21 protein-coding genes are annotated in these 22,067 nt (G+C 59.7%); 4 read left to right on the forward strand and 17 right to left on the reverse strand.

All coding sequences use genetic code 11. The annotated features are described in order from the left end of the window. Positions 1-31 precede the first annotated feature (31 nt). The 7 genes from pstS to AB9N64_RS04175 form a co-directional block, all read right to left on the reverse strand. The gene (gene pstS / locus AB9N64_RS04145; RefSeq protein ID WP_014718564.1) at positions 32-1,063 is read right to left on the reverse strand and encodes a phosphate ABC transporter substrate-binding protein PstS; all 1,032 of its coding nucleotides are present in this window, start codon (positions 1,061-1,063) and stop codon (positions 32-34) included. A gap of 252 nt (positions 1,064-1,315) precedes the next feature. Beyond that, positions 1,316-2,116, reverse strand: coding sequence for a hypothetical protein (locus AB9N64_RS04150; RefSeq protein ID WP_371359986.1), 801 nt, complete (start codon positions 2,114-2,116; stop codon positions 1,316-1,318). A 180-nt stretch (positions 2,117-2,296) separates the two neighbouring features. Next, on the reverse strand, positions 2,297-2,680 hold the full coding sequence (locus AB9N64_RS04155; RefSeq protein WP_014718565.1) for a nuclear transport factor 2 family protein: 384 nt from the start codon (positions 2,678-2,680) through the stop codon (positions 2,297-2,299). 30 nt (positions 2,681-2,710) lie between these two features. Further along, a complete protein-coding gene (locus tag AB9N64_RS04160) occupies positions 2,711-3,943 on the reverse strand; it encodes an MFS transporter (protein WP_014718566.1) in 1,233 nt (410 codons plus the stop codon). 104 nt (positions 3,944-4,047) lie between these two features. After that, positions 4,048-4,671 (reverse strand): malonic semialdehyde reductase, encoded by a 624-nt coding sequence (locus AB9N64_RS04165; protein ID WP_014718567.1) that lies wholly within the window; start codon positions 4,669-4,671, stop codon positions 4,048-4,050. An 11-nt stretch (positions 4,672-4,682) separates the two neighbouring features. Then, a complete protein-coding gene (locus AB9N64_RS04170; protein ID WP_003191528.1) occupies positions 4,683-5,678 on the reverse strand; it encodes a VOC family protein in 996 nt (331 codons plus the stop codon). Positions 5,679-5,806: 128 nt separating this feature from the next. Next, a complete protein-coding gene (locus AB9N64_RS04175; protein WP_057711360.1) occupies positions 5,807-6,673 on the reverse strand; it encodes a fumarylacetoacetate hydrolase family protein in 867 nt (288 codons plus the stop codon). A gap of 226 nt (positions 6,674-6,899) precedes the next feature. On the opposite strand from AB9N64_RS04175, the gene AB9N64_RS04180 reads away from it, so the two are divergent. Continuing rightward, positions 6,900-7,520, forward strand: coding sequence for a TetR/AcrR family transcriptional regulator (locus tag AB9N64_RS04180; protein ID WP_014718568.1), 621 nt, complete (start codon positions 6,900-6,902; stop codon positions 7,518-7,520). On the opposite strand, the gene AB9N64_RS04185 is transcribed toward AB9N64_RS04180, so the two are convergent. The 7 genes from AB9N64_RS04185 to AB9N64_RS04215 all read right to left on the reverse strand — a co-directional run bounded on the left by AB9N64_RS04185 (position 7,517) and on the right by AB9N64_RS04215 (position 14,738). Further along, positions 7,517-8,440 carry a transporter gene (locus AB9N64_RS04185; protein WP_003191531.1) on the reverse strand — a complete coding sequence of 308 codons (924 nt, stop codon included), beginning with the start codon at positions 8,438-8,440 and terminating at the stop codon, positions 7,517-7,519. The two genes, AB9N64_RS04180 and AB9N64_RS04185, sit on opposite strands and share 4 nt — an antisense overlap. A 23-nt stretch (positions 8,441-8,463) precedes the next feature. Beyond that, entirely contained in the window at positions 8,464-9,885 is a 1,422-nt protein-coding gene (locus AB9N64_RS04190) for an OprD family outer membrane porin (protein ID WP_371359987.1), read from the reverse strand. After that, a complete protein-coding gene (locus AB9N64_RS04195; protein WP_057711362.1) occupies positions 9,885-10,841 on the reverse strand; it encodes an HlyD family secretion protein in 957 nt (318 codons plus the stop codon). The genes AB9N64_RS04190 and AB9N64_RS04195 overlap by 1 nt, the downstream gene beginning before the upstream one ends. After that, the gene (locus tag AB9N64_RS04200; RefSeq protein WP_003191536.1) at positions 10,838-11,047 is read right to left on the reverse strand and encodes a DUF1656 domain-containing protein; all 210 of its coding nucleotides are present in this window, start codon (positions 11,045-11,047) and stop codon (positions 10,838-10,840) included. Before AB9N64_RS04200 ends, AB9N64_RS04195 begins: the two co-directional genes overlap by 4 nt. Further along, the gene (locus tag AB9N64_RS04205) at positions 11,037-13,184 is read right to left on the reverse strand and encodes an FUSC family protein (RefSeq protein ID WP_003191540.1); all 2,148 of its coding nucleotides are present in this window, start codon (positions 13,182-13,184) and stop codon (positions 11,037-11,039) included. Before AB9N64_RS04205 ends, AB9N64_RS04200 begins: the two co-directional genes overlap by 11 nt. Positions 13,185-13,358: 174 nt before the next feature. Then, positions 13,359-13,985 carry an isochorismate family cysteine hydrolase YcaC gene (gene ycaC / locus AB9N64_RS04210; RefSeq protein ID WP_003191542.1) on the reverse strand — a complete coding sequence of 209 codons (627 nt, stop codon included), beginning with the start codon at positions 13,983-13,985 and terminating at the stop codon, positions 13,359-13,361. Between the two features lie 63 nt (positions 13,986-14,048). Beyond that, positions 14,049-14,738 carry an isochorismatase family protein gene (locus AB9N64_RS04215; protein ID WP_003191543.1) on the reverse strand — a complete coding sequence of 230 codons (690 nt, stop codon included), beginning with the start codon at positions 14,736-14,738 and terminating at the stop codon, positions 14,049-14,051. Between the two features lie 338 nt (positions 14,739-15,076). On the opposite strand from AB9N64_RS04215, the gene AB9N64_RS04220 reads away from it, so the two are divergent. Then, positions 15,077-15,973: a LysR family transcriptional regulator gene (locus AB9N64_RS04220; RefSeq protein ID WP_014718572.1), complete on the forward strand. Its 897-nt coding sequence runs from the start codon at positions 15,077-15,079 to the stop codon at positions 15,971-15,973. Positions 15,974-16,039: 66 nt separating this feature from the next. On the opposite strand, the gene AB9N64_RS04225 is transcribed toward AB9N64_RS04220, so the two are convergent. Continuing rightward, on the reverse strand, positions 16,040-16,498 hold the full coding sequence (locus AB9N64_RS04225) for an Hsp20 family protein (protein ID WP_014718573.1): 459 nt from the start codon (positions 16,496-16,498) through the stop codon (positions 16,040-16,042). A 227-nt stretch (positions 16,499-16,725) separates the two neighbouring features. Between AB9N64_RS04225 and AB9N64_RS04230 the strand changes: the two genes are divergently transcribed. Further along, the gene (locus AB9N64_RS04230; RefSeq protein WP_014718574.1) at positions 16,726-17,154 is read left to right on the forward strand and encodes a glycine zipper domain-containing protein; all 429 of its coding nucleotides are present in this window, start codon (positions 16,726-16,728) and stop codon (positions 17,152-17,154) included. Between the two features lie 64 nt (positions 17,155-17,218). On the opposite strand, the gene treS is transcribed toward AB9N64_RS04230, so the two are convergent. Then, positions 17,219-19,282 carry a maltose alpha-D-glucosyltransferase gene (treS, locus tag AB9N64_RS04235; RefSeq protein WP_014718575.1) on the reverse strand — a complete coding sequence of 688 codons (2,064 nt, stop codon included), beginning with the start codon at positions 19,280-19,282 and terminating at the stop codon, positions 17,219-17,221. A 153-nt stretch (positions 19,283-19,435) separates the two neighbouring features. After that, positions 19,436-20,245 (reverse strand): AraC family transcriptional regulator, encoded by an 810-nt coding sequence (locus AB9N64_RS04240; RefSeq protein WP_014718576.1) that lies wholly within the window; start codon positions 20,243-20,245, stop codon positions 19,436-19,438. A 187-nt stretch (positions 20,246-20,432) separates the two neighbouring features. Here AB9N64_RS04240 and AB9N64_RS04245 point away from each other — a divergent pair, with 187 nt between their 5' ends. After that, positions 20,433-22,058, forward strand: a complete 1,626-nt coding sequence (locus AB9N64_RS04245) for an APC family permease (protein WP_014718577.1) — start codon at positions 20,433-20,435, stop codon at positions 22,056-22,058. The last annotated feature ends 9 nt before the right edge of the window (positions 22,059-22,067 follow it).

A 22,067-nucleotide genomic window follows, 5' to 3' on the forward strand; every position in this document is an offset into this window, starting at 1 on the left:
ACAGCCCACACCGAGAGCGGCCTCACAGGTGTTACTGAATGTTGGCGGAGGCTTTGCGAACCTGCTCCACCACCGATGGCGGCAGCGGGATGTACCCCATCGAATCGGCGATTTTCTGCCCCTCGGTCAGGCTGTACTCAACCATTTCGCGCATGGCCTTGGCCTTGGCGGGGTTGCCGTTGTCCTTGCGGAAGATCATCCAGGTGTACGAGGTGATCGGGTAGGACTTGGCACCGTCCGGGTCCGGCAACCAGGCCACCAGGCTTTCCGGCATTTTCACAGCGGCCAGGGCCTCGGCGCCGCTTTCGGCGTTCGGCACTACGTACTGGCCGGCCTTGTTCTGCAACTGGGCGAAGTCAACCTTGGCCAGTTTGGCGAAGCCGTATTCGATGTAGCCAATCGCGCCTGGGGTCTGGCGTACGGTGGCAGTCACACCATCGTTCTTGGGCGACTTGATGAATTTGTCGCTGGCCGGCCAGTTGACGGTGTTGCCCTCCCCCAGTGCCGTTTTGAATTCAGGGTTGATGGTCGCCAGGTGTTTGGTGAATACCGCCGTGGTGCCGCTGGAGTCTGCGCGCACCACCACGGTGATCGGCGTGTCGCCAAGCTTCAGGTCCGGGTTGGCGGCGACGATCTGTGGGTCGTTCCACTTGGTGATCTTGCCCAGGAAGATATTGGAGTAAACATCGCGTGGCAGCTTGAGGCCCTTGGGATTGCCCGGCAGGTTATAGGCCAGCACGATTTCACCGGCGGTCATTGGCAGCAGTTGCACGCCCTCGGCGACCTTGGCGATGTCTTCGTCTTTCATGGCCGAGTCACTGGCGGCGAAGTCGACGGTTTTATTCAGGAAGTCCTGCACACCTGCGCCGCTGCCCTTGGACTGGTAATCCACGGTGACGCCAGCGGTCTTCTTGCTGAAATCCTTGAACCAGGTGAGGTAGATAGGTGCAGGGAAGCTGGCGCCAGAGCCGGTGAGGCGCACGTTTTCGGCGGCGAAGGTCACGGAGGAGGCACACAGGGATACCGTAATGGCGAGTGCTGCGGACTTCATCAAGCTTTTCATTAAAAGGAACTCGTTGTGGTGACGGGCTCCCGAACTGTGAAGCAGGGTTGTTACATTTTTATGAAAATTGAATGGCGAGAGGGTGTTTTGTCCTGCTTTGCCGCCGCAGGCCTGAATTTTTAGGGCATTGGTTAGTAACAAAATAAGACTAAGAACCTGCACGCGCCGCTTTTTTGACGCCTTTTTTGGACAGCGTGAGGTGAGCTTGAAGACATACAGCTCACCTCGCCCTGTCACAATCGGGTTTAAACTTCAGAAGTGCCACTCAAGGTGGAACGTCGGCGCATGCGTATCGGTACCCGGTTTATTGATCGCGCCATACTTGTGTTTCCAGTACTCATAGCCCGGACCGACCAATAGGGTATTTTTGCGACCCCATGCCAGTTGCCCGACATCGACCATCAATGACGCGCGCACCAGGCTTTCCTCGGCCGTATCCTGCTTGAAGTAATCCTTGCCCTTCTCGGTCTTGTAGCTGGCAAAACCCTGGAATTTGAGGGGCACGCCGGCCACCTGGAACGGGATGCCCCAGACCATGTGCAACACATAGTACGGGTCGAACTGGATGTTTTCGGCCTGGCACGCATTCAACCCGCAGTGGTTCCATTCCATGGCATACAGCAGGCTGATATCCAGGTAACCGGGCACGTCGAACTTGAGCGTCGGACCGGCCACCAACATGCGCTTGCGGGTAGCGAACTCGGTGTTCTTGTAGTTGAGCTCAACTCCGCCGCTCAGGGCCACCTCCTTGACCGGACCAAAGGCCATCGACCGCTCGAACACCTGGCTGAGGAACAGTTGATGGCGGTACACCAGATAGGCCTCGGTCGCACCCGAATCGCTGTCTTTCTTTGGATCGTTACTGTCGGACTTGAGTACGTCCAGGTTGAAGAAATTGGAACCGGTCTCATTGCCGCTGGCATGGCCCAGTTGGTAGATCTCCTTCTGGACCTTGCCACGGATGCTGGGTTCGGTGAAGTCGGTACCGTAGCGAAAACCGATGAAGGTATCGCTCCAGTCCTTGGCCTGTGCCGGGTTTGAGATCAGACTCATTGCACCCGCGGTTATCAAAAGAGCCTTGCAATACGTTTTTTGTAATTGTTGTACGTACATGTTCAGGATTCCATCACGTCAAAGTTCCAGCCATCCCGGTTTCCAGGCATGCGCAAGCCTTGCCCGGACGACCACGAGGGCCGGGTTCAAGTTGCCAGGGGTGCTATGGCTTAGCGGACGTTAGCCATGGGTATGACGAGTGGATTGCCAGGCAATCATTTGCCAGCCGTTATTGCCCGCCTTCCACACGCTGATGTACCGCGAGTTGAGAACCATGGGTTCGCCACGGATCACCACGTCCATGTCGATCAGCCCGGTAACGACCACGCATTCCCCTACCCTGCGCATCTGCTCGTCACGGCTGGTGAAGCCGCGATAGCGCCAGACGCCCTCTCGCATGCCCTGCAGGTAGCTGCTCTTGCTGTCGCTCTTGCCGTCCGAGTGGCTGTAGGTCAAGTCGCGGGTATAGATACTTTCCAGGAAGTCCATATCGCCCTCGACCATGGCCTGGCGGCGGCGCAATTCCAGGGTTTGGATCTGTTGTTCTACGCGTTGCTCTGACATCGTTTGATACTCCAGTGTTGATCTCAAACTTCAGGAATCCGTGGTTTTCAGCGCCCCTCCCGCGCGAGCGGGCACGTCTGACTCCACCTGGGGCATAAACAACAGCGTGACAGTGGCCAAGGCAAAAAAACCGGCGCACACCAACAGGCCCCACGCCAGGCTGTAGTGGGTGGCGATACCACTCAGCAGGAGCGGCGCAAAAGCCGCCAGGCCCCGGCCAAAGTTGAAGCAGAAGCCCGCGCCGAGAGTGCGTACCCGCGTGGGGTACAACGCACTGAAGTAGGAGGCAAACAAACTGGCAAAGGCATAGAAGAAGGCATAGATCGGCCCTAGCCAGAACAGAATGGCGTTATCGGTGGTGAGTGCATAAATCGATAACATCAGCGCGCTGCCGAGCAATGACAGGAGCGTGGCGTTGCGTTTACCGATGTGGTCAGCGATGAAGCCGAAGGCATTGATACCGATAAAGGCGCCGATGTTGAGGATCGCCATGAAGTTGGCCATCATCCCAATGTCCAGTCCGCGCTCCTTGATCAAGTAGGTGGGCAACCAAGTGCTCGCCCCCCAGAAGCCAATCACCGCAAAACTCGCCGCCAGGGTACCCAGCAGGGTCAGGCGCAGCAGTTCGGGGGAAAATATTTCGCGTATCGAGACATGCTTGTGCTGGCTGGGGCCGGCCATGTTGTGGATTTTCTGCGCGGTCCATTCCGGTGACTCAGGCACAAAGAAAAACAGATACGCCAGCGGGATCAAGGTGGAGATCCCCGCCACCATGAACAGGGTTTGCCAGTCTGGCAGGTAGCTGGCCGCCACCATTGCCGCGATGGCGGCGCCAATCGGGAATGAACTCAACACGAACCCGATCGCTCGTGCCCGTTGATGGGCAGGCCAGGTTTCCGTTACATAGGCTGAGACAATCCCCCACACCCCGCCCAAGCCCAGCCCGGACAGAAACCGCAGGAGCAGGAGCAAGCCCCAGTTGTGCGTGGTAGCGACCAGCGTGGTCAACACGCCGAACACGATCAACGAGATCAGCAGGGCTTTGCGTCGACCGTAGTTGTCGCAATACCACCCGGTGGTAATGCCGCTCAAACCGATCCCCAGCAAGGTTGCCGAGGCGAGCATGCCAGCTTCATTGAACGTCAGGCCCAGGTCCTGGCGGATCACCGGGAGCGCAATGGTGAGTAGGATGATCTCCATGGCGTCAAACAGATACGCAAGGAAACCGCCGATAAGTACATGCCATTTGGATAGAGCTCGCATTGCAGGTTTTCCTTATTGTTGTTGTTTTGCCAGGCCGATCGACAGACGTGATGCATCGCAGCACGCTTGATCGGCCTGGAGGATTTACGGGTGCGGTTAGTCAGTTACAGCAGGGCGCAGGCCTCGTCGAAGCCCAGCCGCGGGTTACGGGCAAAGAGTTTTGCGGGGTCGCCATAGCCGAGGTTGCACAGGAAGTTCGTCTTGATCTTCATCCCGGCAAAGGCCTGCATGCCCTCGGTCCCTGGAGCAAAGAACGTCTGGTCGACCTGTGCGTGGTCAAACCCGGACATCGGCCCGCAGTCAAGGCCCAGAGCCCGGGCCGCGAGAATGAAGTAGCCGCCCTGCAGCGAACTGTTGCGAAACGCGGTGGACTCAAGCAAATCCGGCTGGTCGGCAAACCAGTCGCGTACTGTGGGGTTGTGCGCAAACAACCTGGGCAACTGCGTATGGAACTGCGTGTCGTAGCCAATGATTGCCGTCACCGGGGCGCCCAGGGTCTTCTCGACATTGCCGGCGCTCAGGGCTGGCAGCAAACGCTGCCGGGATTGGGCACTGCGTAAAAACACAATGCGCGCAGGGCAGCCGTTGGCGCTGGTCGGGCCCCAGCGCATCAGGTCGTAGAGTGCCTTGAGGGTTTGATCATCCACCGGTTTATCCAGCCAGCCGTTCTGGCTACGGGCCTGGCGAAACAACTTATCGAGCACCTGCTCGCTGATTACCTGACTCATGGCATCTGTCCTCAACTGCGTCGTTGACGGTCTGAAGTCGACCGGGGCAAGGTCTGTTCAGCGGCACACTCGCCGCCCAGAAAGAACTCCACCGACATCGGCGGGCCCCACTGGTAGAGGCTGGCGTCGCACGCCTGGGTGTAACCCGAGGGCGAGTCCTGGTTGAACAGGTCGCCATCGGTGAAGTGCTCGATAAGGTTGCCGGACGGGTCCCGCCAATAATCGAAGATCTGGCTGCCCAGCATGTGCCGGCCTACCCCCCAGAACGGCGACCAACCTTGCAGGGTCATCCACTCGTGGCCCAGGCACTGCGCGTCAAAATCCTGCACCTCGAAGGACACGTGATGGACGAAGTCCTTCGGTGCCTGGAACAAGGCGATGGTGTGATGGTCAGTCCAGGCGCTGCCACGGTTCAACCGCAGGAAGGCCGCGCTCGGGCGGTCCCGGTCAGGCTCCTGAACCACAAGGTCCGAAGGCAGCATGCCGAGCACTTGCTGGTACCAGGCCAGGTGCTGCGGCATGTCCTGCACGCCAATCGCCGCATGACCCAGGCGCAGGACTTGTGCCGCGCCCTTGCCGGGCCGCTGCACATCGCCAAAGCGTTGCTTGTGATGGGCCGAGTTGAGGGTCAACGCAGCACGCTGGGGCAGCGTGCCCACGGCTTCGATACCGTGGGCCAGCTCGATGCGCCGCCCCGAGGGATCATGCAAGGCGACGTACTGCCCTCCTCCGGGGCCTTCCAGCGGCCGGATCGCCGAGGCCCCCGGCAACCGGGTAGCCTGGTGCAAGTCATCGAGGCTTTCGACGGCGAACGCGATGGCGCCAAAGCTGGCTTCAACAGCCTTCTCGGCGATGTACACATAGGGCAGTGAGCAGGTACCGCGAAAATACAGGCGTTGCTCGGTACGGTGCATAACCACCAGGCCGAAATCGGTCAGGAAACGTTCGACCACTCCAAGGTCGGGATGACGGTAGAGCACATGGTTGATGTCTTTGATCTGCAGCACGGTAGTTGCTCCTGGGCATTCAATGGGCAGGACAACCGGTGGTCAAAACCAGGGCAGCCGGGATCGCTGCCCACCGTAGTGACGGTGGGTCGGTTGTGCTGCGCGCTCGAAAAAACTGAGGCGTGGACTCAGGCCGCTGAAGGCTCGTCGGCGATCAGGTTGCTCAAGGTGCCAAGGCCTTCGATCTCCACGGTGCAGAGGTCGCCAGGCTTCATGAACAGTGGCGGACGTCGCGCCCAGCCAATCCCTGCCGGGGTGCCGGTGACGATCACGTCACCGGGTTCCAGGGTCACCGCTTCACTGAGCACGGCGATCAGTTCGGCGACCCCAAAGATCATGTCGGCGGTATTGCCCTGCTGCACCACCGTGCCATTGAGGCGGGTCACCAGGTTGAGGCCGACTGCCCCCGCTGGCAGTTCGTCTGCACTGACGAAGGTCGGACCAAACGCGCCAGTGGCGTCGAAGTTCTTGCCAATGGTCCATTGCGGCGATTTGAACTGGTAATCGCGAACCGAGGCTTCATTGAAGATCGCGTAGCCCGCCACATGCTCCAGGGCCTGCGCGCGCGCGATATGCCGGCCCCCAGTGCCGATCACTACCGCCAGCTCTCCTTCGTAGTCCAGTTGTTCGGAGACACGCGGGCGCAGGATGGGTTCGCCATGGCCGACCAGGCTGGTGCTGAAACGCGGAAAAAAGGTCGGATAGGTCGGCTGTTCATAAGGGCTTTCCTTGGTGTGATCGGCGTAATTCAGGCCGACACACACAATCTTGCCCGGGCGCTCCAGCGGGGGCAGGTAACGCAGCTTCGATGGATCGAGCAAACGGGCGTCGCTCAAGCGCTGATGAGCCGCTTGCAGCGCGTTCGGACCGGCCTTGAGCAAGCTCTCCAGGGCACCCGGATAACCACTTTCCTGTTCGGTCAAACCTCGCAGCGCGCCTGCTTTTTCAATGGCCAGACCTTTGGTGGAGCCTTCCAAAAAGTGTACGAAACGCATGATCACTACCTCTGTTGTTGTTATAGTTCGGTACGGTACGTTACCGTACCCTTTTGTCGAAAATGCGCCCAAATAAATAACTCGTCAAGGGTCATCAAAGTGTTTTTACAAAAAACATTCCGGGGCAATCGCTTGATTCGTCCCTCTGCGCGGCTGGAAGGCTTGTGCAGAGCGGCGTAGGCTAGGAGAACTTTTGAATTGTTCTTTTCAGGAATAGCCGAGCCACATGCAAACCCCTACCCCGAGGCAAGCAGCAAAGCGTCAAAGTATTCTCCAGGCTGCGACTGATATGTTTCTCGCAGAAGGCTATTCAGGGGTCAGTGTTGACGGGATCATCGCCAACATTGGCGGCTCCAAACGCACGCTCTATGCCTACTTCGGCGGCAAGGAAGGGTTGTTCGCCGCGATTATCGAGCAACTGTGCGCAGAAAACGTCAGCCCGCTGACTCACATGACCCTCGCTCAGAAGCCTCTACAGGAGGCACTGACGACCATTGCACGGGTCTTTCTCGATGTGGTGCTGTCGCCTCGCACCCTGGCCCTGCATCGCCTAATCGTGTCCGAGGCCCTGCGCGCGCCGGAGGCTGCAAAGTCGTTCTTCGAGGCTGCCCCCGCCACGGCCTATAGCTGCCTGGCCGATTACTTTACCTGGGCCGAGGAAGCCGGGCTGGTCATGCCGGGCAACCCGCAGACCCGCGCGAAGATCTTCCTTGATGCGCTGACCGGCGACATGCAGTTGCGCTGCCTGCTCGGGCTTAGCTCATGCCCTGGAAAAGCCGCGCGCGAGCACCTGATCAGTGAGACCACAGCGATTTTCATCAACGGGTTGTCAACTGACAGGCACTAGAACCCATGAAGGTAACGTAGCGTCAATTGGGTGCCCTGCGCGCGGTTTTCAGCGCCACTTTCAAAATACAGATTGGCGAAGAATGTCTGGCTTCCCTGCTGGTACATCACCCCTGGCCCGATCCCTGTCACCTGTTCCCTGGAGTCACGCTGGCGATGCCCATCAATGCGGTCATCGCTGATCTGATTGAGTTGATAGCCTGCAACGCCGATACGCCACTTCTCGGCAACGGCATAAGAAACCGACAGGTTGCTATGAAACGCCTCTCCCGGCTGGATACTGCCGGCTTGCAGGACTGACGCCGGATCGTTATTGCGGCTTGACCACGCATAATTGAAACGACCACTGACCTCCAGGCGGTCAGTCAACTCCCAGGTGAACACGTAATGGGGGTTGAACACCCAGACATTGCTCCCGGTATTGAGGCTCGAATCCTTGTTATAGGAACCCGTCGGCAAGGAGAACACGAAATTCAAGCGCTGCCAGTACGGGCGGCCGAAGAACGACACCGGGGCCCACTGCAACAGAAACGGACTGACGATCATGTCACCCTGGCGAGTCCGTCGTCCCTTGGGGCCCTGATCGATCTCTATCTCCAGGTTCACCAGTGGCAATAGCACTTCGGCGCCATAGTTCGCTCCCAGCAGAGTCTTGTCGCTGAAGTAAGCCAGGTGCGGCAGTACCGTGGTGCTGTGCACCTGCTGCCGCCCCGGCAACGCATGTCCATGGGCATCGTAGGCCGAGTTGCTGCGGTAATACTGCACCGGTAACTCGAACAACGCACCGGGGCCGGCGACCCCATCCATGAAACTGGCATTGCCCAGGGCCAGAGGTGGCAGGCTGATGCTGTCAGCCTCGCTCGTGGCGCAGGCCAGTGCCGAGCTGATGCCCAGCACCCGAATCCATTGGGTTTGACTCATACAACACCTTCATTGAATAACGACTAGAAAACACTGAATGGGTAATCGACAATCACCCGGTACTCATCGGCGTTTGAATTGCCACGGGTGTTGCCCGGTGCGGTATACCCCTGTGCCGAACGGTGTGCGGCCCAGCGCAAGGTGATATTCAAGCCTTTGGCCTTGCCGTCTGGCACGGCATAGCGCAGGGCAACGTCCCGCTCCCAATGGTGTGCATCTTTGCCGGCGGCGTTATAGATGTAGCCGTAGCCCGTGCTATTGGGATCGACCCGGGTCAGGTCCGCTTCACCGCGAGTGTATGAAGTGCTGAGCTGGAAATCCGGCGCGTTGATAAACGCCAGGCTGGTCTGGTATTGAATCTTCCAGGACTTTTCGCCAGGTGCATTGAAGTCTGCGTATTGCTGGGAGTTGCCCAGGTAAAGGAAGGTCCGGTCGTCCTGGACCATGTAGTCGAACGGCGTGTTGCCGTCCACCTTCTGCAGCCCCAGGGTCAGGCTCTGGCCTGCGCCGGACAGCGTCAGGCCACCGCTATAAGTGTTGTTGTCGATATGGCCCAACTGGCGCTGGCCCTGATCGCGGGTTTTGAAGTAACGCAGGTACGGTGTCAGCGTAAGCCCAGGCGTCAGCTTGAATGGCTGGCTGACCCCGGCGTAGTACTGGTTCCAGATATCACTCAATTGGCCGCCATACAGGGTCACTGTTATTGCGCCGGGCACCGCGTAGACGCCGCCCAGCCAACTCATGGACGCGCTTTCACGATCAGCGGCCACCCCAGCCTTGTTGCCGGTGCCGTAACTGGTGGTCAAGTGGCTTTGGCCGCTCTGGTTGCGCTGGCGTGTTGAGTCGATCCAGCCAGTGTCCAGTGTCAGGTGTTCCAGGCTGTAGTTCTTGAGCGTGACACCACGAAATGTCTGGGGAAAGACTCGGCTGACGCCACTGGCGATCAGCGGGTTTTCTAGGTACTGATCACCTGCCTGCATCAGGCTGTCAAACCCGCGCAACTTGAGCGCCGCGCCCGCAGCCGAGAAGTCAGACTCCGACGCGCCTTTTGAGTCCAGCGGCAGCAAGCCGGCCCCGCCGCTGCCCCCTCCTCCATCCAGCTTGAGCCCATAAAAACCATGCACGTCGAGCCCGACACCAATGGGTGTGTCGGTGTATCCCGAACGAAAGGACAAGTACACGCCCTGCACCCATTCGCGCTGGTCACGCCTGGACGGTGTGTTGTGATTATCGCGGCCCAGGTAGTAATTGCGCAGCAAGCCGTTAAGAGACGAGCCGCTGACAAATCCCGGCGTGACCGACAGCTCAGCCTTTTGGCGCTCATTGATACCGGTGCTGAGGTTATCTCTCTGGTCCATGGAGTTATCGGCATAGGTCCCTGTCGCCGACAACGAGACAGTCAGCGAGATTGAGACCCTTATAAGCCGGCGCAATGACACACTCATCAGCGTTGCTCCTGTTGTTCAAGCACCGTCACCGTCGCCGTAGTGCCTGCGCGCAAGCGGTCCTTGGCGGCATAGGCAGGATCGATCCTGATTCTTACGGGGACCCGCTGGGCCAGCTTGACCCAGGTGTAGCTGGGGTTGATGTTGGCCAGCAAGCGACTGCCAGGCGCGTTCTCCCGGTCGGTGATGGCGAAGGCGATGCTCTGCACGGTTCCGCTAAAGGTCTCGCCGCTCATCAACTGGATCCGCACTGGGTTACCTTGTGCGATACGCGGTAACTTGGTTTCCTCAAAGTAGCCACTGACATAAAACGAATCGCTGTCCACCAACGCCAGCAAGGCACCGCCGGCACTGGCGTAATCGCCTTGGCGGGTCAGCAGGTTGGTCACATAACCACTGACGGGTGCCACCACCCGGGTGCGCTGCAGGTCGAGTTCGGCCTGGGTCAAGGCAGCCTGTGCCAGCTGCACATTGGCTTGGGCCAGCCCCAGGTTGGCCTGGTTGCTGAGCAACTGCGCCTGAGCGATAGCCACGTCGGTATTGGACTTCTCCCACTCCTCACCGGAGATGGCGAACCCTTGTTTGAGGCTACGCCGGCGCCGCTCTTCACTTTGGCGCTGTTTGAGCTGCGCCTGGCTGGCAATGATTGCAGCCTCCGACTGGCCCATTGCGGCCTGGGCCACTTCAACAGAGCGTCGTGCGTGCTCGACTGCCAGGGCATAGCGCGCCGGGTCGATTTGCAGTAGCAGGTCCCCTTTGCTCACATGCTGGTTATCCTGAACCCGCAAACTGGCGATCAGCCCGGAGACGTCCGCCGACAAGGTCACCACATCAGCGCGCACCCTGGCATCGCGAGTCCAGGGTGAACGGGTGTAGTGCTCCCAGGCGAACCAGCCCAGGACCAGCGCCAGCAAGACAACCGCCAGGGTAATCAGTTGGGCGATGTATTTTTTCAAGGTGACGAGGCTCCCATTACTAGAATCACAACAGCACACACGCAGACATAGAGCGCGCCTTCGAACAGCGCCTCATGCCACACAAACCGCAGCACGCCCAGCCGACGCAAGGACCAGCCCAGCACCATGAAAATCGGCAGCGCCAGCAACAAAGCCTGCGCAATGGGCGGCAGGTAGACGCCACCTACCTCAAAATCAATGTGCAAGAGACGGCACTCCTTTTTCATCGAGCTCAAGAAATTCGCGGTAGCGCTCAATAAACGAGGCAACGATCAGCAGTGCCACGCGAATGCGAAACACCGACCAGAGCTGTTCATGCCCGGACGAAAGCTCAGCGGCATGCAGTTGGTCCAGGTCATCGCCCAGGTGCCGCAATGCATCGGTCAATGCCTGCCAGTCGACGGTGGGCCTTCCCGCCACATAACGGCCTGACTGGTCCAGAACCGACTGCAAACGGGCCTGGGTTTGCGCCGTCAGCAATGTATTGTTCTGCCCTTGTTGCTTGAGCTGGTTCAACGCCACGCCCAGGGCCATGCAGGCCAGAGTGACCTCGAACAGCGCATGGGCTCGCGGGTCTTTGGTCGCGGGCAACAAACCCAGCATCATGGTCAGGCGATCCATCATCCGGCTTTCAAAGGCGAACTGCTGCTGATCCGTCGCTGAGGTCTTGAGCAATACGTAGACCTGCTCCCGGCTCTCATCGAACAGACGGTGAATGCGCCGGGCCGGATTGAATGGAAACACCCAGGAGTACACCAGTAACGACAAGGTGCAAGCTCCGATATAGGCACCGGCAAATTCGAACCACTGACTCGCGGTGTTTTGCCAGGCCCCGATATTCTGCGGGCCCACCATCAGGAAGGTCGAAAGCCCCAGGCCCATGCCTATCCCGGCAGTCAGCGGGCTGGCCAGGCCCACAGCAATCACATAGAGCAACGGCGCCAGAATCAACAGCAGCATTTCGACGTCGCCAATGGCGGGCACCAGCATGAATTGATAGACCGCTGAAATCACCAGCGACAGGCCAAACCCACGTGCGTAGTTCTGGCTCGCCGCCAAGGGCCGTGGAAAGGTCGCCATCAATGAGCACAGAATTCCCACCAGGATCATCCCTGCCCGGGCGCCATCCCAAGCCGTTTCGATCCAGATCAATCCACACACAAGCAAGGCAATAAACGCACGGGCAGCGTTCATTCCCGCCAGGCGCCAGTCCAGGTACAGCGGATTACTTCGGCTCTGGCGGTGCAGGCAGTTGGCCGGACGGCCCTCCTGAATGGCATCACTCAGTTGCAGGATCTCTTCCAGTTGTTGCAACAGCCTGGCCTGCTCCCAACGCAAGGCCCACGCCAGCGCGCGTAACGTACCTGTTATGGGCTCATCACGTTGCTCAACCTTATTGGCCTGCTGGTCAAAGCGCTGCTGCAACACGCTAAAGCGCTGGCGCGCCTGCGTCGATAATGAACGCCCCGCCACTGCCAACTCATCCAGGAACGCCAGTTCGTCAGCGCGCAGCTGTTGAATGTCTTCGGGAAGCTCACCTTGCCAACGCTCATCGATCAGCGTGCGTTGACGACGCAGCACTGTCAGACGTGAAGTCAGCAATACCAATTGATTACCCAGCAGTTGCACCAGGCCGTTGGCACTGCGCAACCGTGGCGCATCGAAATACAAATGCCGGCGCAGGCCTTCCAGTGCGTTGATTTCTCCGAGTAACTGCATCTGGCGCTTACGGAAATCGGCCTCGCTCTCCTCGGTACGAATCACCGCCGCCGCATGGGCCGCCATCAATTTCAGGACTTGATCTACTTTGGCAAAGTACCCCCGGGCGACCGCTTCCGGGCGCGCCGTCAACAGGCTGACCACGCCGACACAGGCAACCGCCAACAGCGTCTCAGTGAGTCGGGTGATCGCCAGCATCAAGGTATTATCCTGCTCCGGTACAGCAAGCAGCCCAACGACGACCGCCGTGAACCCGCTGAGCACAAAGGCGTGGGAACTGGTGTAGCGCAGCAACGTGCCACCCGCCGTGCAGAACGCCAGCCACAGCGACAAGGTAACAATGAATGGGACCGGTGCCTGGGGGAAAACGCCCATGATCAGCACCGCCACTGCCGCGCCGACCAGGGTGCCGATAATCTGTGAAAAACTACGCTGCAACGCCATGCCACCCAAGGGTTGGCTGACGATAATCACCGCCATCACTGACCATTTTGGCTGGTCTAGGTCGAAGATGAAGGCCAGGTACAAGGTCAACAATCCAGCTGCAACGGTGCGCAACGCAAATAGCAGCGCGCCCATACCTGGATTGAACACCACTTTGAAATAGTTGATCAGGGGCTGCATAAACGGCTCAAGCGGGCTGCCAAGGCCTGCGGACCGAGACACAACCTTTGGTCAAAAGCTGCGCCCAATTCATAACAGGTCGTTAGCTGGAAACCGGTTCATGCTCATCTGAACGCACCTGGTGCTAGGTTGAAATGAGGACTGCCTGTCGCAGCACAGCCCCCATGCTCGGGCTTACTTGCCTTCAGTCAAGGCGTTGTAGCTGGTGAACAGGTTGCGGTAGTCCGGAATGTGGTTGGAGAACAACGTCCCCAAGCCCTCGATGTCGTTGCGCCAGTCGCGGTGCAGCTCACAGGCCAGGCCAAACCAGGTCATCAGTTGCGCGCCGTTGGCCGACATGCGGGCCCAGGCGGACTGCTGGGTCAGTTCGTTGAAAGTGCCGGAGGCGTCGGTGACCACGAACACTTCAAAGCCTTCGGCCAGGGCCGACAGCGCCGGGAACGCCACGCACACTTCGGTCACGACGCCGGCAATGATCAATTGTTTCTTGCCGGTGGCCTTGATGGCCTTGACGAAGTCTTCGTTGTCCCAGGCATTGATCTGGCCTGGGCGCGCAATGTACGGCGCATCCGGGAACAGTGCCTTGAGCTCGGGCACCAGCGGGCCATTGGGGCCGGTTTCGAAACTGGTGGTGAGGATGGTCGGCAGCTTGAAGTACTTGGCCAAGTCAGCCAGGGCCAGCACGTTGTTCTTGAATTTGTCCGGGTCGATGTCACGGACTAGTGACAGCAAGCCGGCCTGATGGTCGACCAACAGCACAGCGGCGTTGTCTTTGTCCAAGCGAACGTAAGGTGTAGACATCGTGGTACTCCTGATAAAGAAGGTGACGCCCCGAGTAGGCGCCCCGTAAAGAACCCAGCGTGTTTACTTGCGCTGTGAGTCTAGTACTTCGTGGTTGTTTGCCACTTCCTGAGCCTTGACGTAGCTCTCGATGAGAAGCTGGTAGTGCGGCATGGCCTGGGTGTAGACGTTGGCCCACTCCTGGGCATCCGGGCGGTTCCAGGAGCCTTGCAACTCCGACAGCGTGCCCATGATGTCGATCGGCACCACGCCGGCCTGGGCCAGGCGTGCAACGGTCAGGTCGGTGGCCAGCCTGGAGTGGTTGCCCGAGGCATCGACCACCGCGAACACCTTGTAGCCTTCATGCACCGCCGCAATCGATGGGAACGCCAGGCACACGCTGGTCAGGGTGCCGGCGATCACCAGGGTCTTCTTGCCGGTGGCTTTGACGGCGGCATGAAACTCCGGGTTGTCCCACGCGTTGATTTCGCCACGGCGGGCCACGTACTGGGCGTGCGGCGCGGCTTCGTGGATTTCCGGGATCAACGGGCCGTTGGGTCCTTGCGGCACCGAAGCGGTGGTGATAACCGGTATTTTCAGCAGGGTTGCGGCCTTGGCCAGCGCGATGGCGTTGGCGCGCAATTGAGGAACATCAATGTCCTTGACGATCTGGAACAGACCACTCTGGTGGTCGATCAGCAACATGGCGGTGTCAGCGGGGTCAATCGTCGGCTTTTGACCATTGAAGTTTGCAGCGTTACCTGATGCAGTCATTTGCATTTCCTCTTGCTTGGCGATACCTCCCTGGCGTGTGCGCCGGAACTGCGCCCGGCCGTGCCTGCACTTCCTGTACAGACACGCTTGGGCAACGACCTGGACGTGTGTCAGCAGGCCCACCCAAAAAAACAGTGGAACCACCTTAATCATCGCGTTCAGGGTTAGGTAGTGGCTGAAACGGGCCGCTCCATCTCAAAAATGGAACAATGCAGCCGCACGGTGGCAAGGGCACTTGGACGTGCCGGTCGTTACAATGCGATCATCGGCTCCATCCCGTGGATTTCAGGCACTTGCGCCAATCATGACCGTTCACTTATTTCCAGGCAGGTGCCTTCATGGACATCAAACAACTTAAATTCCTGATCGCGCTGGAGCAGACCCGCCATTTCGGCCAGGCCGCCGCCCGCTGCAACATCACCCAGCCCACCCTGTCGATGCGCCTGCGCAACCTGGAGGAAGAACTGGGCTTGGAACTGGTGACCCGCGGCCAACGCTTCGAAGGCTTCACCCAGGCCGGCGAACGCGTGCTGGCCTGGGCCAGGACTTTACTCGCCGCCCACGACGGCCTGTTCGCCGAAGCCGCTGCGTGTCGCGGCCAGTTGGTCGGTAACCTGCGCCTGGGCCTGGTGCCCCTGAGCGGCTTCAATCCGATCAGCTTCATCCAGGGCTTGTCCCACAGCTTCCCGGAACTCAAGTTCAGCCTCACCTCCATGAGTTCGGACAAAATCATCGAAGCGCTGGGCACCAATCAACTGGACTTGGGCGTGTGCTACCTGGACCACGTGAGCCCCAACTACCTGGAATTTTTCGAACTGGGCGAAACCCGTGTCGGCCTGCTGTACGACACTCGCCACTTCCACTTCGAAGGCACGCAGATGAGCTGGGAAGAAGCCGCCGAACTGCCCCTGGGGATGATCAGCAATGGCATGCACTACCGAAAATCCATCGACTTGAGTTTCCGCAGTCGCGGTCTCGATCCCCAGCCGATTCTGGAAAGCGACTCCACCTATCAACTGTTCCAGGCCATCCACGAAGGCTTCTGTTGCGCAATCATGCCGTTGGACAGCGGCCTGGAAAACCCCATCGAAAACCTGGCATTTATCCACCTGCCAGACGCCAGTGTCCTTGCGCCCCTGGGCATGGTGATGCGCAAGACCGAACCGCGCTCGGTCATCGCAGAGAAGTGTTTTGCCGAGGCCAGGCAGTTGTTTGCACCCAATACCCAGGCTTAGCCGGCCTGCGTTTGCAGCGCGCACAAAAAAGGCGCTCCGTAGAGCGCCTTTTTACCGCCGATTGTTTTACTGCAAGCTGACCTGACGCAGCTCGGGTTTGGTCTCACCACCAATCATGATGCGTTTTGGCTTGGCCTCTTCAGGCACTTCACGCAGCAGGTCGATGTTGAGCAAACCGTTGGTCAGGGATGCGCCACGTACTTCGATATGGTCCGCCAAGCGGAACGACAACCGGAACGCACGTTGGGCAATGCCCTGGTGCAGGTAAGCGACCTTATCGTCGGTTTCGCGTTTTCCGCCGGAAACCGTCAATACACCCCTCTCGACCTGGATATCCAGATCCTCCTCCGTCAGGCCAGCCACGGCGATCACGATGCGGTACGCGTCGTCACCGTGCTTTTCCACGTTGTGAGGTGGATAGGAATTCGGAGCCTCGCTGCGCAGCGCCGACTCGAACAGGTCATTGAAGCGATCAAAGCCCACCGATTGACGGAACAGTGGGGCCAACGACAGGGTAGTAGCCATTTTAAAATCTCCTGAGTTTCTCCAAGTGATTTAGTACGCAACCCGGATTCGGCATCGCGTGATCCAAAATTTATGGACGCGCAAAAGGAATTCAAGAGGGCTGGAAAAAAATTTTCTTGTGCAAGGGGCGATCACCGAAGCCCAAGTGTTATGACGTGTGCTCTAATCAAAATGCCAGGCGTGCTTTACGCCGTGAGCGCCTGAGACAGCCCTTGAGGTACAAAAAAATGAAAATGACATTCCCGGCCCTGGCATTGGGCATTCTGATCTCCCAAGGGGCCCTGGCCGCTGGAGATGGTACAGCCGCGCTGGGAGGCGGTGTCGGCGGTGTGTTGGGCAACGTGGTAGGCCAGCAGCTTGGTGGCTCGACCGGTGCGGCCATCGGCGCCGGCGTGGGGGGCGCCGCCGGGAGTGCGGTAGGGGCGCAAAAGGGCAACAAGACCGAAGCGGCGATTGGCGGCGGTTTGGGCTCGGCAGGCGGTTCGCTGATTGGCAATCGCCTGGGCGGCACCACCGGCTCGACCATCGGCGCCGGCGTGGGGGGCGCAGCCGGTGGCGCGCTGGGTAATAACCTGGCCGATGACGAGAGCGGCCATCGTTCAGGCGGTGCCAAGCACAAAGGCAACAAGCATAAGCACAAGAACAAGCACCACTGATCGCGTGGCGCGGCTTGCCATGTAGGAGCGAGCTTGCTCGCTCCTACGCCGGGCCAATATCCCTTTACATCGGCGTGCTGCTCACCACCCGCAACGCCAACCCTTCATACGCGTCCAGCGTGATCGTGAACGCACCCTCCTCTGTCAAATCGCCTTCCACCCGCTCATTGATGATATCCACCACCGGCCCCGGTGCGATGTTGGGCAGGTGCAGGGTTTCGGTGATCGGCGTGGCGCCAAAGTTCAGCGCAGTGATTTGAGTGCCCTTACCCGCCGGCAGTTCGTGGACCATGATCAGCAAGCCGGGATGCTCGACGTCCGGCACCAGGATCTGGCGGCTGGCGGCGATGTCGTAGGCGCGGCGTACGGCGAGGATTTTTTGCAGTTGGGAGGCAAAGGAGTCCGGGTCCTGCAGCTGGCTGTTCAGACTGCCATACAGGCTTTTTGAGCGCGGCATTTGCCCCGCCGACAGTTCGGCGTCGGGGTTCAGGTCTACCAGATCATAAGCGCCACGATGGATCCAGCGGGTGTCGCCATCGGCCATCAAATGCGCCACCTCTTCGGCCGCCAACGGCAGCGCGCCCACCAGGTCCCAGCCGGACAAGGCAAACACCCCAGGTTGCATGGCGTTGTACATCACCAGTAGCAAGTGGATCTGGCGAACCTGCTGTATATCCGCCGAAGTGATCGCCTCCAGGTCACGGATACCCAGGGCTGCGGTGATGATGCTGGCGGTGGTGCAGGACACGCCGTTGGTGACGAATTTGAGGTTATACGGCGCATGTTCGCCGGTGAGGCGTTCATACATCTGCTCGCGGATATGCTCGCGCAGGATGTTGCCGGGGAAGGTCTGGCCCTGGAACAGGAAGCTGTCATGGGCGTGCAGCGTCCAGAAATGCACCAGCTCCAGGGTCAGTTCATCATGGTTCTGCAGCGCGTGAATCAGCGAGCCGGGGTCGATGCCGAGGCTGTGCATCTGGCGCAGCATCAGGCGCAGGAATTCGGTATCGCCCATCAGCAATGCATGCTGGTAGGCCGGCCGGGTGATGAAGTCATAAGACAGGTCAGCGCCGCCGTGGGACATCGACGCGATGTCGTCCACGGTGAGGTTGAGTTCCTGAAAACTGAACCCGCCCGCCTTGCGAATGGCGCCGCCGAGTAACTGATTGCCGGTGATCGACAGCGGATGGCTTTCGGACCAGGCCGTGCCATCGAGCTTGCGCTCCACGCCGAGAAAGCCGTTGGCATCCAGGCGCAGGATTTTCGCGCCCATCACATCAATGGCGTGCAGCGCATCACCGATGATCATCTGCTGCGCAGCAAACGAAGGGTCGAGCCAGTTGAGCGACGGCTGGCCTTCCTTGAAGTAATGCAGGTACACCCAGCGCCGCGGCTTGCCATCCACGCCGAGCACCACCGGGGTGGCGCTCCAGTCGGTTTCTTTGACGCCGGGCTCGAAGAAAATCACCCGCTGCAATTGGCCGACGATGTAGTGCTTGTCACGCAGTGCGTCTACCTGGGAGGGGCTGAGGTTGTGTGCATCGCGCCCGGCGGCCACGTCGGGCAGCAACGGCCAGTCTTCCTCGCGGATTTCGACCATATGGTACAGGCCGGGATAGTCCTCATAGGCCATTTCTGCCAGACGAAAGTCCGCGCCCTTGCCGGTGTGCGACGGGATCACATCGTCGATGATCACCGCATTGTGCGCGGCAGCCATGCGCGTCAAAGCCTGCAGTTGTGCCTCGGTGCCCAGTTGCGGATCGATGTCGAAACTGATGCGGTCGAAATTGCCGTCGATGGTCGGGGTGTGCTCGGTGCCAGACAAGCCACCGGACTTCTTCAACGGGCCGTTGTGAATGCCCTGGATGCCGATCTTGGACAGGGTATGCCACAAGGTTTCGTCCCCCAGCGCCTCAAGCACGGTGCCGCCTTCGCGGGTGACAATCGAGGCGGGGTAGGCCGTGAACCACACCGACGACAAGGCCGAAGCGTCACGCGGCCGGGTCTGTGCATAGGGCTGCTGCCACAGGCGGCCTTGCCCCGAATAAAGCTTGGCCCGCTGCCGCGCTGCGTGGAGCATGGAATGTTGCACCAGCCAGTTCACATGGTCGTTGTTCGCCGCGGTCATAAGCTCGGTACCTGTCGTGGTGAAAAGGGTCGGTGTAAGCATATGAGGGGCGTGCGCGGCATTCGTTGCATCGACTTGGCTTCATCCAAATGTGGGAGGGGGCTTGCCCCCGATGGCGGTGGATCAGATAAAAATAGCCTGACTGACACACTGCTATCGGGGGCAAGCCCCCTCCCACATTAGATTTTCATCTGGCCTGCCGCCTTGCGTCGCTTGCCGGTACTGCCTCGGGGTGAACCCGGTTGAAGATTTGAACTGCCGGGTAAACGCGCTGTGATCGGTGTACCCGCATTGCAGCGCCACCTCGGTAATTGGCAGCTCGGTATGCAACAACCGCCGGGCATGTTCAAGCCGGACTTTCTGGATCATTTGCCGAGGCGTGAGGTGAAACACGCGCTTGCAGTAGCGCTCCAGTTGCGCCACGGAAATCCCGGCGATGCGAGTCAATTCACCCAGGGTGACGCGGCGGTTGAAGTGGCTGCGGATGTGTTCGTCCACCGCCGCCAGGCGCTGATAGGCCGGGTGGGTTTCGCTGGCAGACTGCAAGTCCACTGAAATTCCGGCCAGGCCGATGATCGCGCCGAGTTGGTTGTACAGCGGCCACTTGTGGGTCAGGCACCAGCCGGGTTCGCGGGTGCCGTAGAGGTGCAATTCGAGTTGATCTTCCAACACCAGGCCCTGCCTCAGCACCCGACGGTCCTGTTCGGTATAGCCGGGGCCCAATTGTGCGGGAAACACTTCGGCGCTGGTCTTGCCCAGCAGCGGTTGCAGCTGCTTGAGGCCGCAGCGTTGCACCAGGGTGCGGTTGGCGAGCACGTAGCGGGCGTCGATGTCCTTGATGAAAATCGCGGCATTGGGCAGTACATCGAGCATCGGCAGCAACTGCTCTACCCCGCTCAATAGCTGCTCGATGTTGTGGGGTCGGCTGCCCTGGAAAAGGCTCGCGAACGCGCTCTGCAACATGACTTTATCTGCCCTTTTATTCGTCGACAGCCAGCAGATTGCGCCATGGAACGAGCGCTGTCGAGCGCGGCAAATTGTGCTGAATTCGTCATCCATCGCCGCATAAAACATCAATCGTCAGCCGGGCATGTGGGTTCAGGATAGCGCCACTGCATGCCTATCCAATAACTCACAAGAAGGCGCCGCTATGTCAGGCCAAGGCAAGTTCAAGAAACAGCTGTCACTGATGGACCTCACCTTTATCGGGTTGGGGGCCATCTTCGGTTCGGGTTGGTTGTTCGCTGCCAGCCACGTGTCTGCCATCGCAGGCCCGGCAGGAATTTTTTCCTGGTTGCTCGGTGGTTTCGCCGTGCTGCTGCTGGGCATTGTCTACTGCGAACTCGGCGCCGCCCTGCCCCGCGCCGGTGGCGTGGTGCGCTACCCGGTGTATTCCCACGGTCCGCTGCTCGGGTACCTGATGGGTTTTATCACGCTGATCGCGTTTTCCAGCCTGGTAGCAATTGAAGTGGTCGCCTCGCGCCAATACGCCGCAGCCTGGTTTCCGCAGTTGACCAAGGCAGGTTCCAGCGACCCCACCACCCTGGGCTGGCTGGTGCAATTTGCCCTGCTGTGCCTGTTCTTTGTGCTCAACTACCGCAGCGTGAAGACCTTTGCGATCGCCAATAACCTGGTGAGCGTGTTCAAGTTCATCGTGCCGTTACTGGTGATCGGCGTGCTGTTCACCTTCTTCAAGCCGGCGAATTTCCAGGTGCATGGCTTCGCGCCGTTCGGCTTATCAGGTATCGAGATGGCCGTGTCGGCAGGCGGGGTGATCTTTGCCTACCTGGGCCTGACGCCGATCATTTCGGTGGCCAGCGAAGTGAAAAACCCACAGCGCACCATCCCCATCGCCCTGATCCTCTCGGTACTGTTGTCTACGGCCATCTATGTGCTGCTGCAAACCGCGTTCCTCGGCGGCGTGCCTACCGACATGCTCGCCAATGGCTGGGCCGGCATCAGCAAGGAACTGGCCCTGCCCTATCGCGATATCGCCCTGGCGCTGGGCGTGGGCTGGCTGGCCTACCTGGTGGTGGCCGATGCGGTGATCTCTCCCAGCGGCTGCGGCAATATCTACATGAACGCCACCCCGCGCGTGGTGTATGGCTGGGCGCAGACTGGCACCTTCTTCAAGATATTCACGCGCATCGATGAAAAGTCCGGTATCCCGCGCCCGGCGCTGTGGCTGACCTTTGGCCTGTCGGTGTTCTGGACCTTGCCGTTCCCGTCCTGGGAAGCGCTGATTAACGTGGTGTCTGCCGCCCTGATCCTCAGTTATGCCGTGGCCCCGGTGACAGTCGCCGCCCTGCGCCGCAATGCACCCGACATGGCGCGCCCGTTTCGGGTCAAGGGCATGGCGGTGCTGGGCCCGCTGTCATTCATCATCGCTGCGTTGATCGTCTACTGGTCGGGCTGGAGCACGGTGTCGTGGCTGTTGGGCCTGCAAATCCTGATGTTTGTGGTGTACCTGCTGTGCGCGCGCTGGGTGCCGACCGCGCACCTGAACCTCAAGCAACAAGTACGCTCCTCGGCCTGGCTGATCGGCTTCTACGCCGTGACCATCCTGCTCTCCAAGCTCGGCAGCTTTGGAGGTATTGGTGTGATCAGCCACCCGTTTGACACCCTGGTGGTGGCGGCCTGCGCCCTGGGCATTTACTACTGGGGCGCCGCCACCGGCGTACCCGCCCACTTGGTACGCCTGGAGCAGGAAGAGGACGAAAGCGAAGCCGTCATCGACGCGCACTACAGCGCCCCACTGTCCCCGACTACCCACTGATGGAGCGCC

It is taken from the genome of Pseudomonas sp. KT_2_4, assembly GCF_041410225.1.
Lineage (GTDB): Bacteria > Pseudomonadota > Gammaproteobacteria > Pseudomonadales > Pseudomonadaceae > Aquipseudomonas > Aquipseudomonas paracarnis.

Bases quoted from the DNA above. Each gene is read 5' to 3' on its own strand.
- pstS (WP_014718564.1), bottom strand. From the start codon at position 1,063: ATGAAAAGCTTGATGAAGTCCGCAGCACTCGCCATTACGGTATCCCTG.
- AB9N64_RS04150 (WP_371359986.1), bottom strand. From the start codon at position 2,116: ATGAGTCTGATCTCAAACCCGGCACAGGCCAAGGACTGGAGCGATACC.
- AB9N64_RS04155 (WP_014718565.1), bottom strand. From the start codon at position 2,680: ATGTCAGAGCAACGCGTAGAACAACAGATCCAAACCCTGGAATTGCGC.
- AB9N64_RS04160 (WP_014718566.1), bottom strand. From the start codon at position 3,943: ATGCGAGCTCTATCCAAATGGCATGTACTTATCGGCGGTTTCCTTGCG.
- AB9N64_RS04165 (WP_014718567.1), bottom strand. From the start codon at position 4,671: ATGAGTCAGGTAATCAGCGAGCAGGTGCTCGATAAGTTGTTTCGCCAG.
- AB9N64_RS04175 (WP_057711360.1), bottom strand. From the start codon at position 6,673: ATGCGTTTCGTACACTTTTTGGAAGGCTCCACCAAAGGTCTGGCCATT.
- AB9N64_RS04180 (WP_014718568.1), top strand. From the start codon at position 6,900: ATGCAAACCCCTACCCCGAGGCAAGCAGCAAAGCGTCAAAGTATTCTC.
- AB9N64_RS04185 (WP_003191531.1), bottom strand. From the start codon at position 8,440: ATGAGTCAAACCCAATGGATTCGGGTGCTGGGCATCAGCTCGGCACTG.
- AB9N64_RS04190 (WP_371359987.1), bottom strand. From the start codon at position 9,885: ATGAGTGTGTCATTGCGCCGGCTTATAAGGGTCTCAATCTCGCTGACT.
- AB9N64_RS04205 (WP_003191540.1), bottom strand. From the start codon at position 13,184: ATGCAGCCCCTGATCAACTATTTCAAAGTGGTGTTCAATCCAGGTATG.
- ycaC (WP_003191542.1), bottom strand. From the start codon at position 13,985: ATGTCTACACCTTACGTTCGCTTGGACAAAGACAACGCCGCTGTGCTG.
- AB9N64_RS04215 (WP_003191543.1), bottom strand. From the start codon at position 14,738: ATGACTGCATCAGGTAACGCTGCAAACTTCAATGGTCAAAAGCCGACG.
- AB9N64_RS04220 (WP_014718572.1), top strand. From the start codon at position 15,077: ATGGACATCAAACAACTTAAATTCCTGATCGCGCTGGAGCAGACCCGC.
- AB9N64_RS04225 (WP_014718573.1), bottom strand. From the start codon at position 16,498: ATGGCTACTACCCTGTCGTTGGCCCCACTGTTCCGTCAATCGGTGGGC.
- AB9N64_RS04230 (WP_014718574.1), top strand. From the start codon at position 16,726: ATGAAAATGACATTCCCGGCCCTGGCATTGGGCATTCTGATCTCCCAA.
- treS (WP_014718575.1), bottom strand. From the start codon at position 19,282: ATGACCGCGGCGAACAACGACCATGTGAACTGGCTGGTGCAACATTCC.
- AB9N64_RS04240 (WP_014718576.1), bottom strand. From the start codon at position 20,245: ATGTTGCAGAGCGCGTTCGCGAGCCTTTTCCAGGGCAGCCGACCCCAC.
- AB9N64_RS04245 (WP_014718577.1), top strand. From the start codon at position 20,433: ATGTCAGGCCAAGGCAAGTTCAAGAAACAGCTGTCACTGATGGACCTC.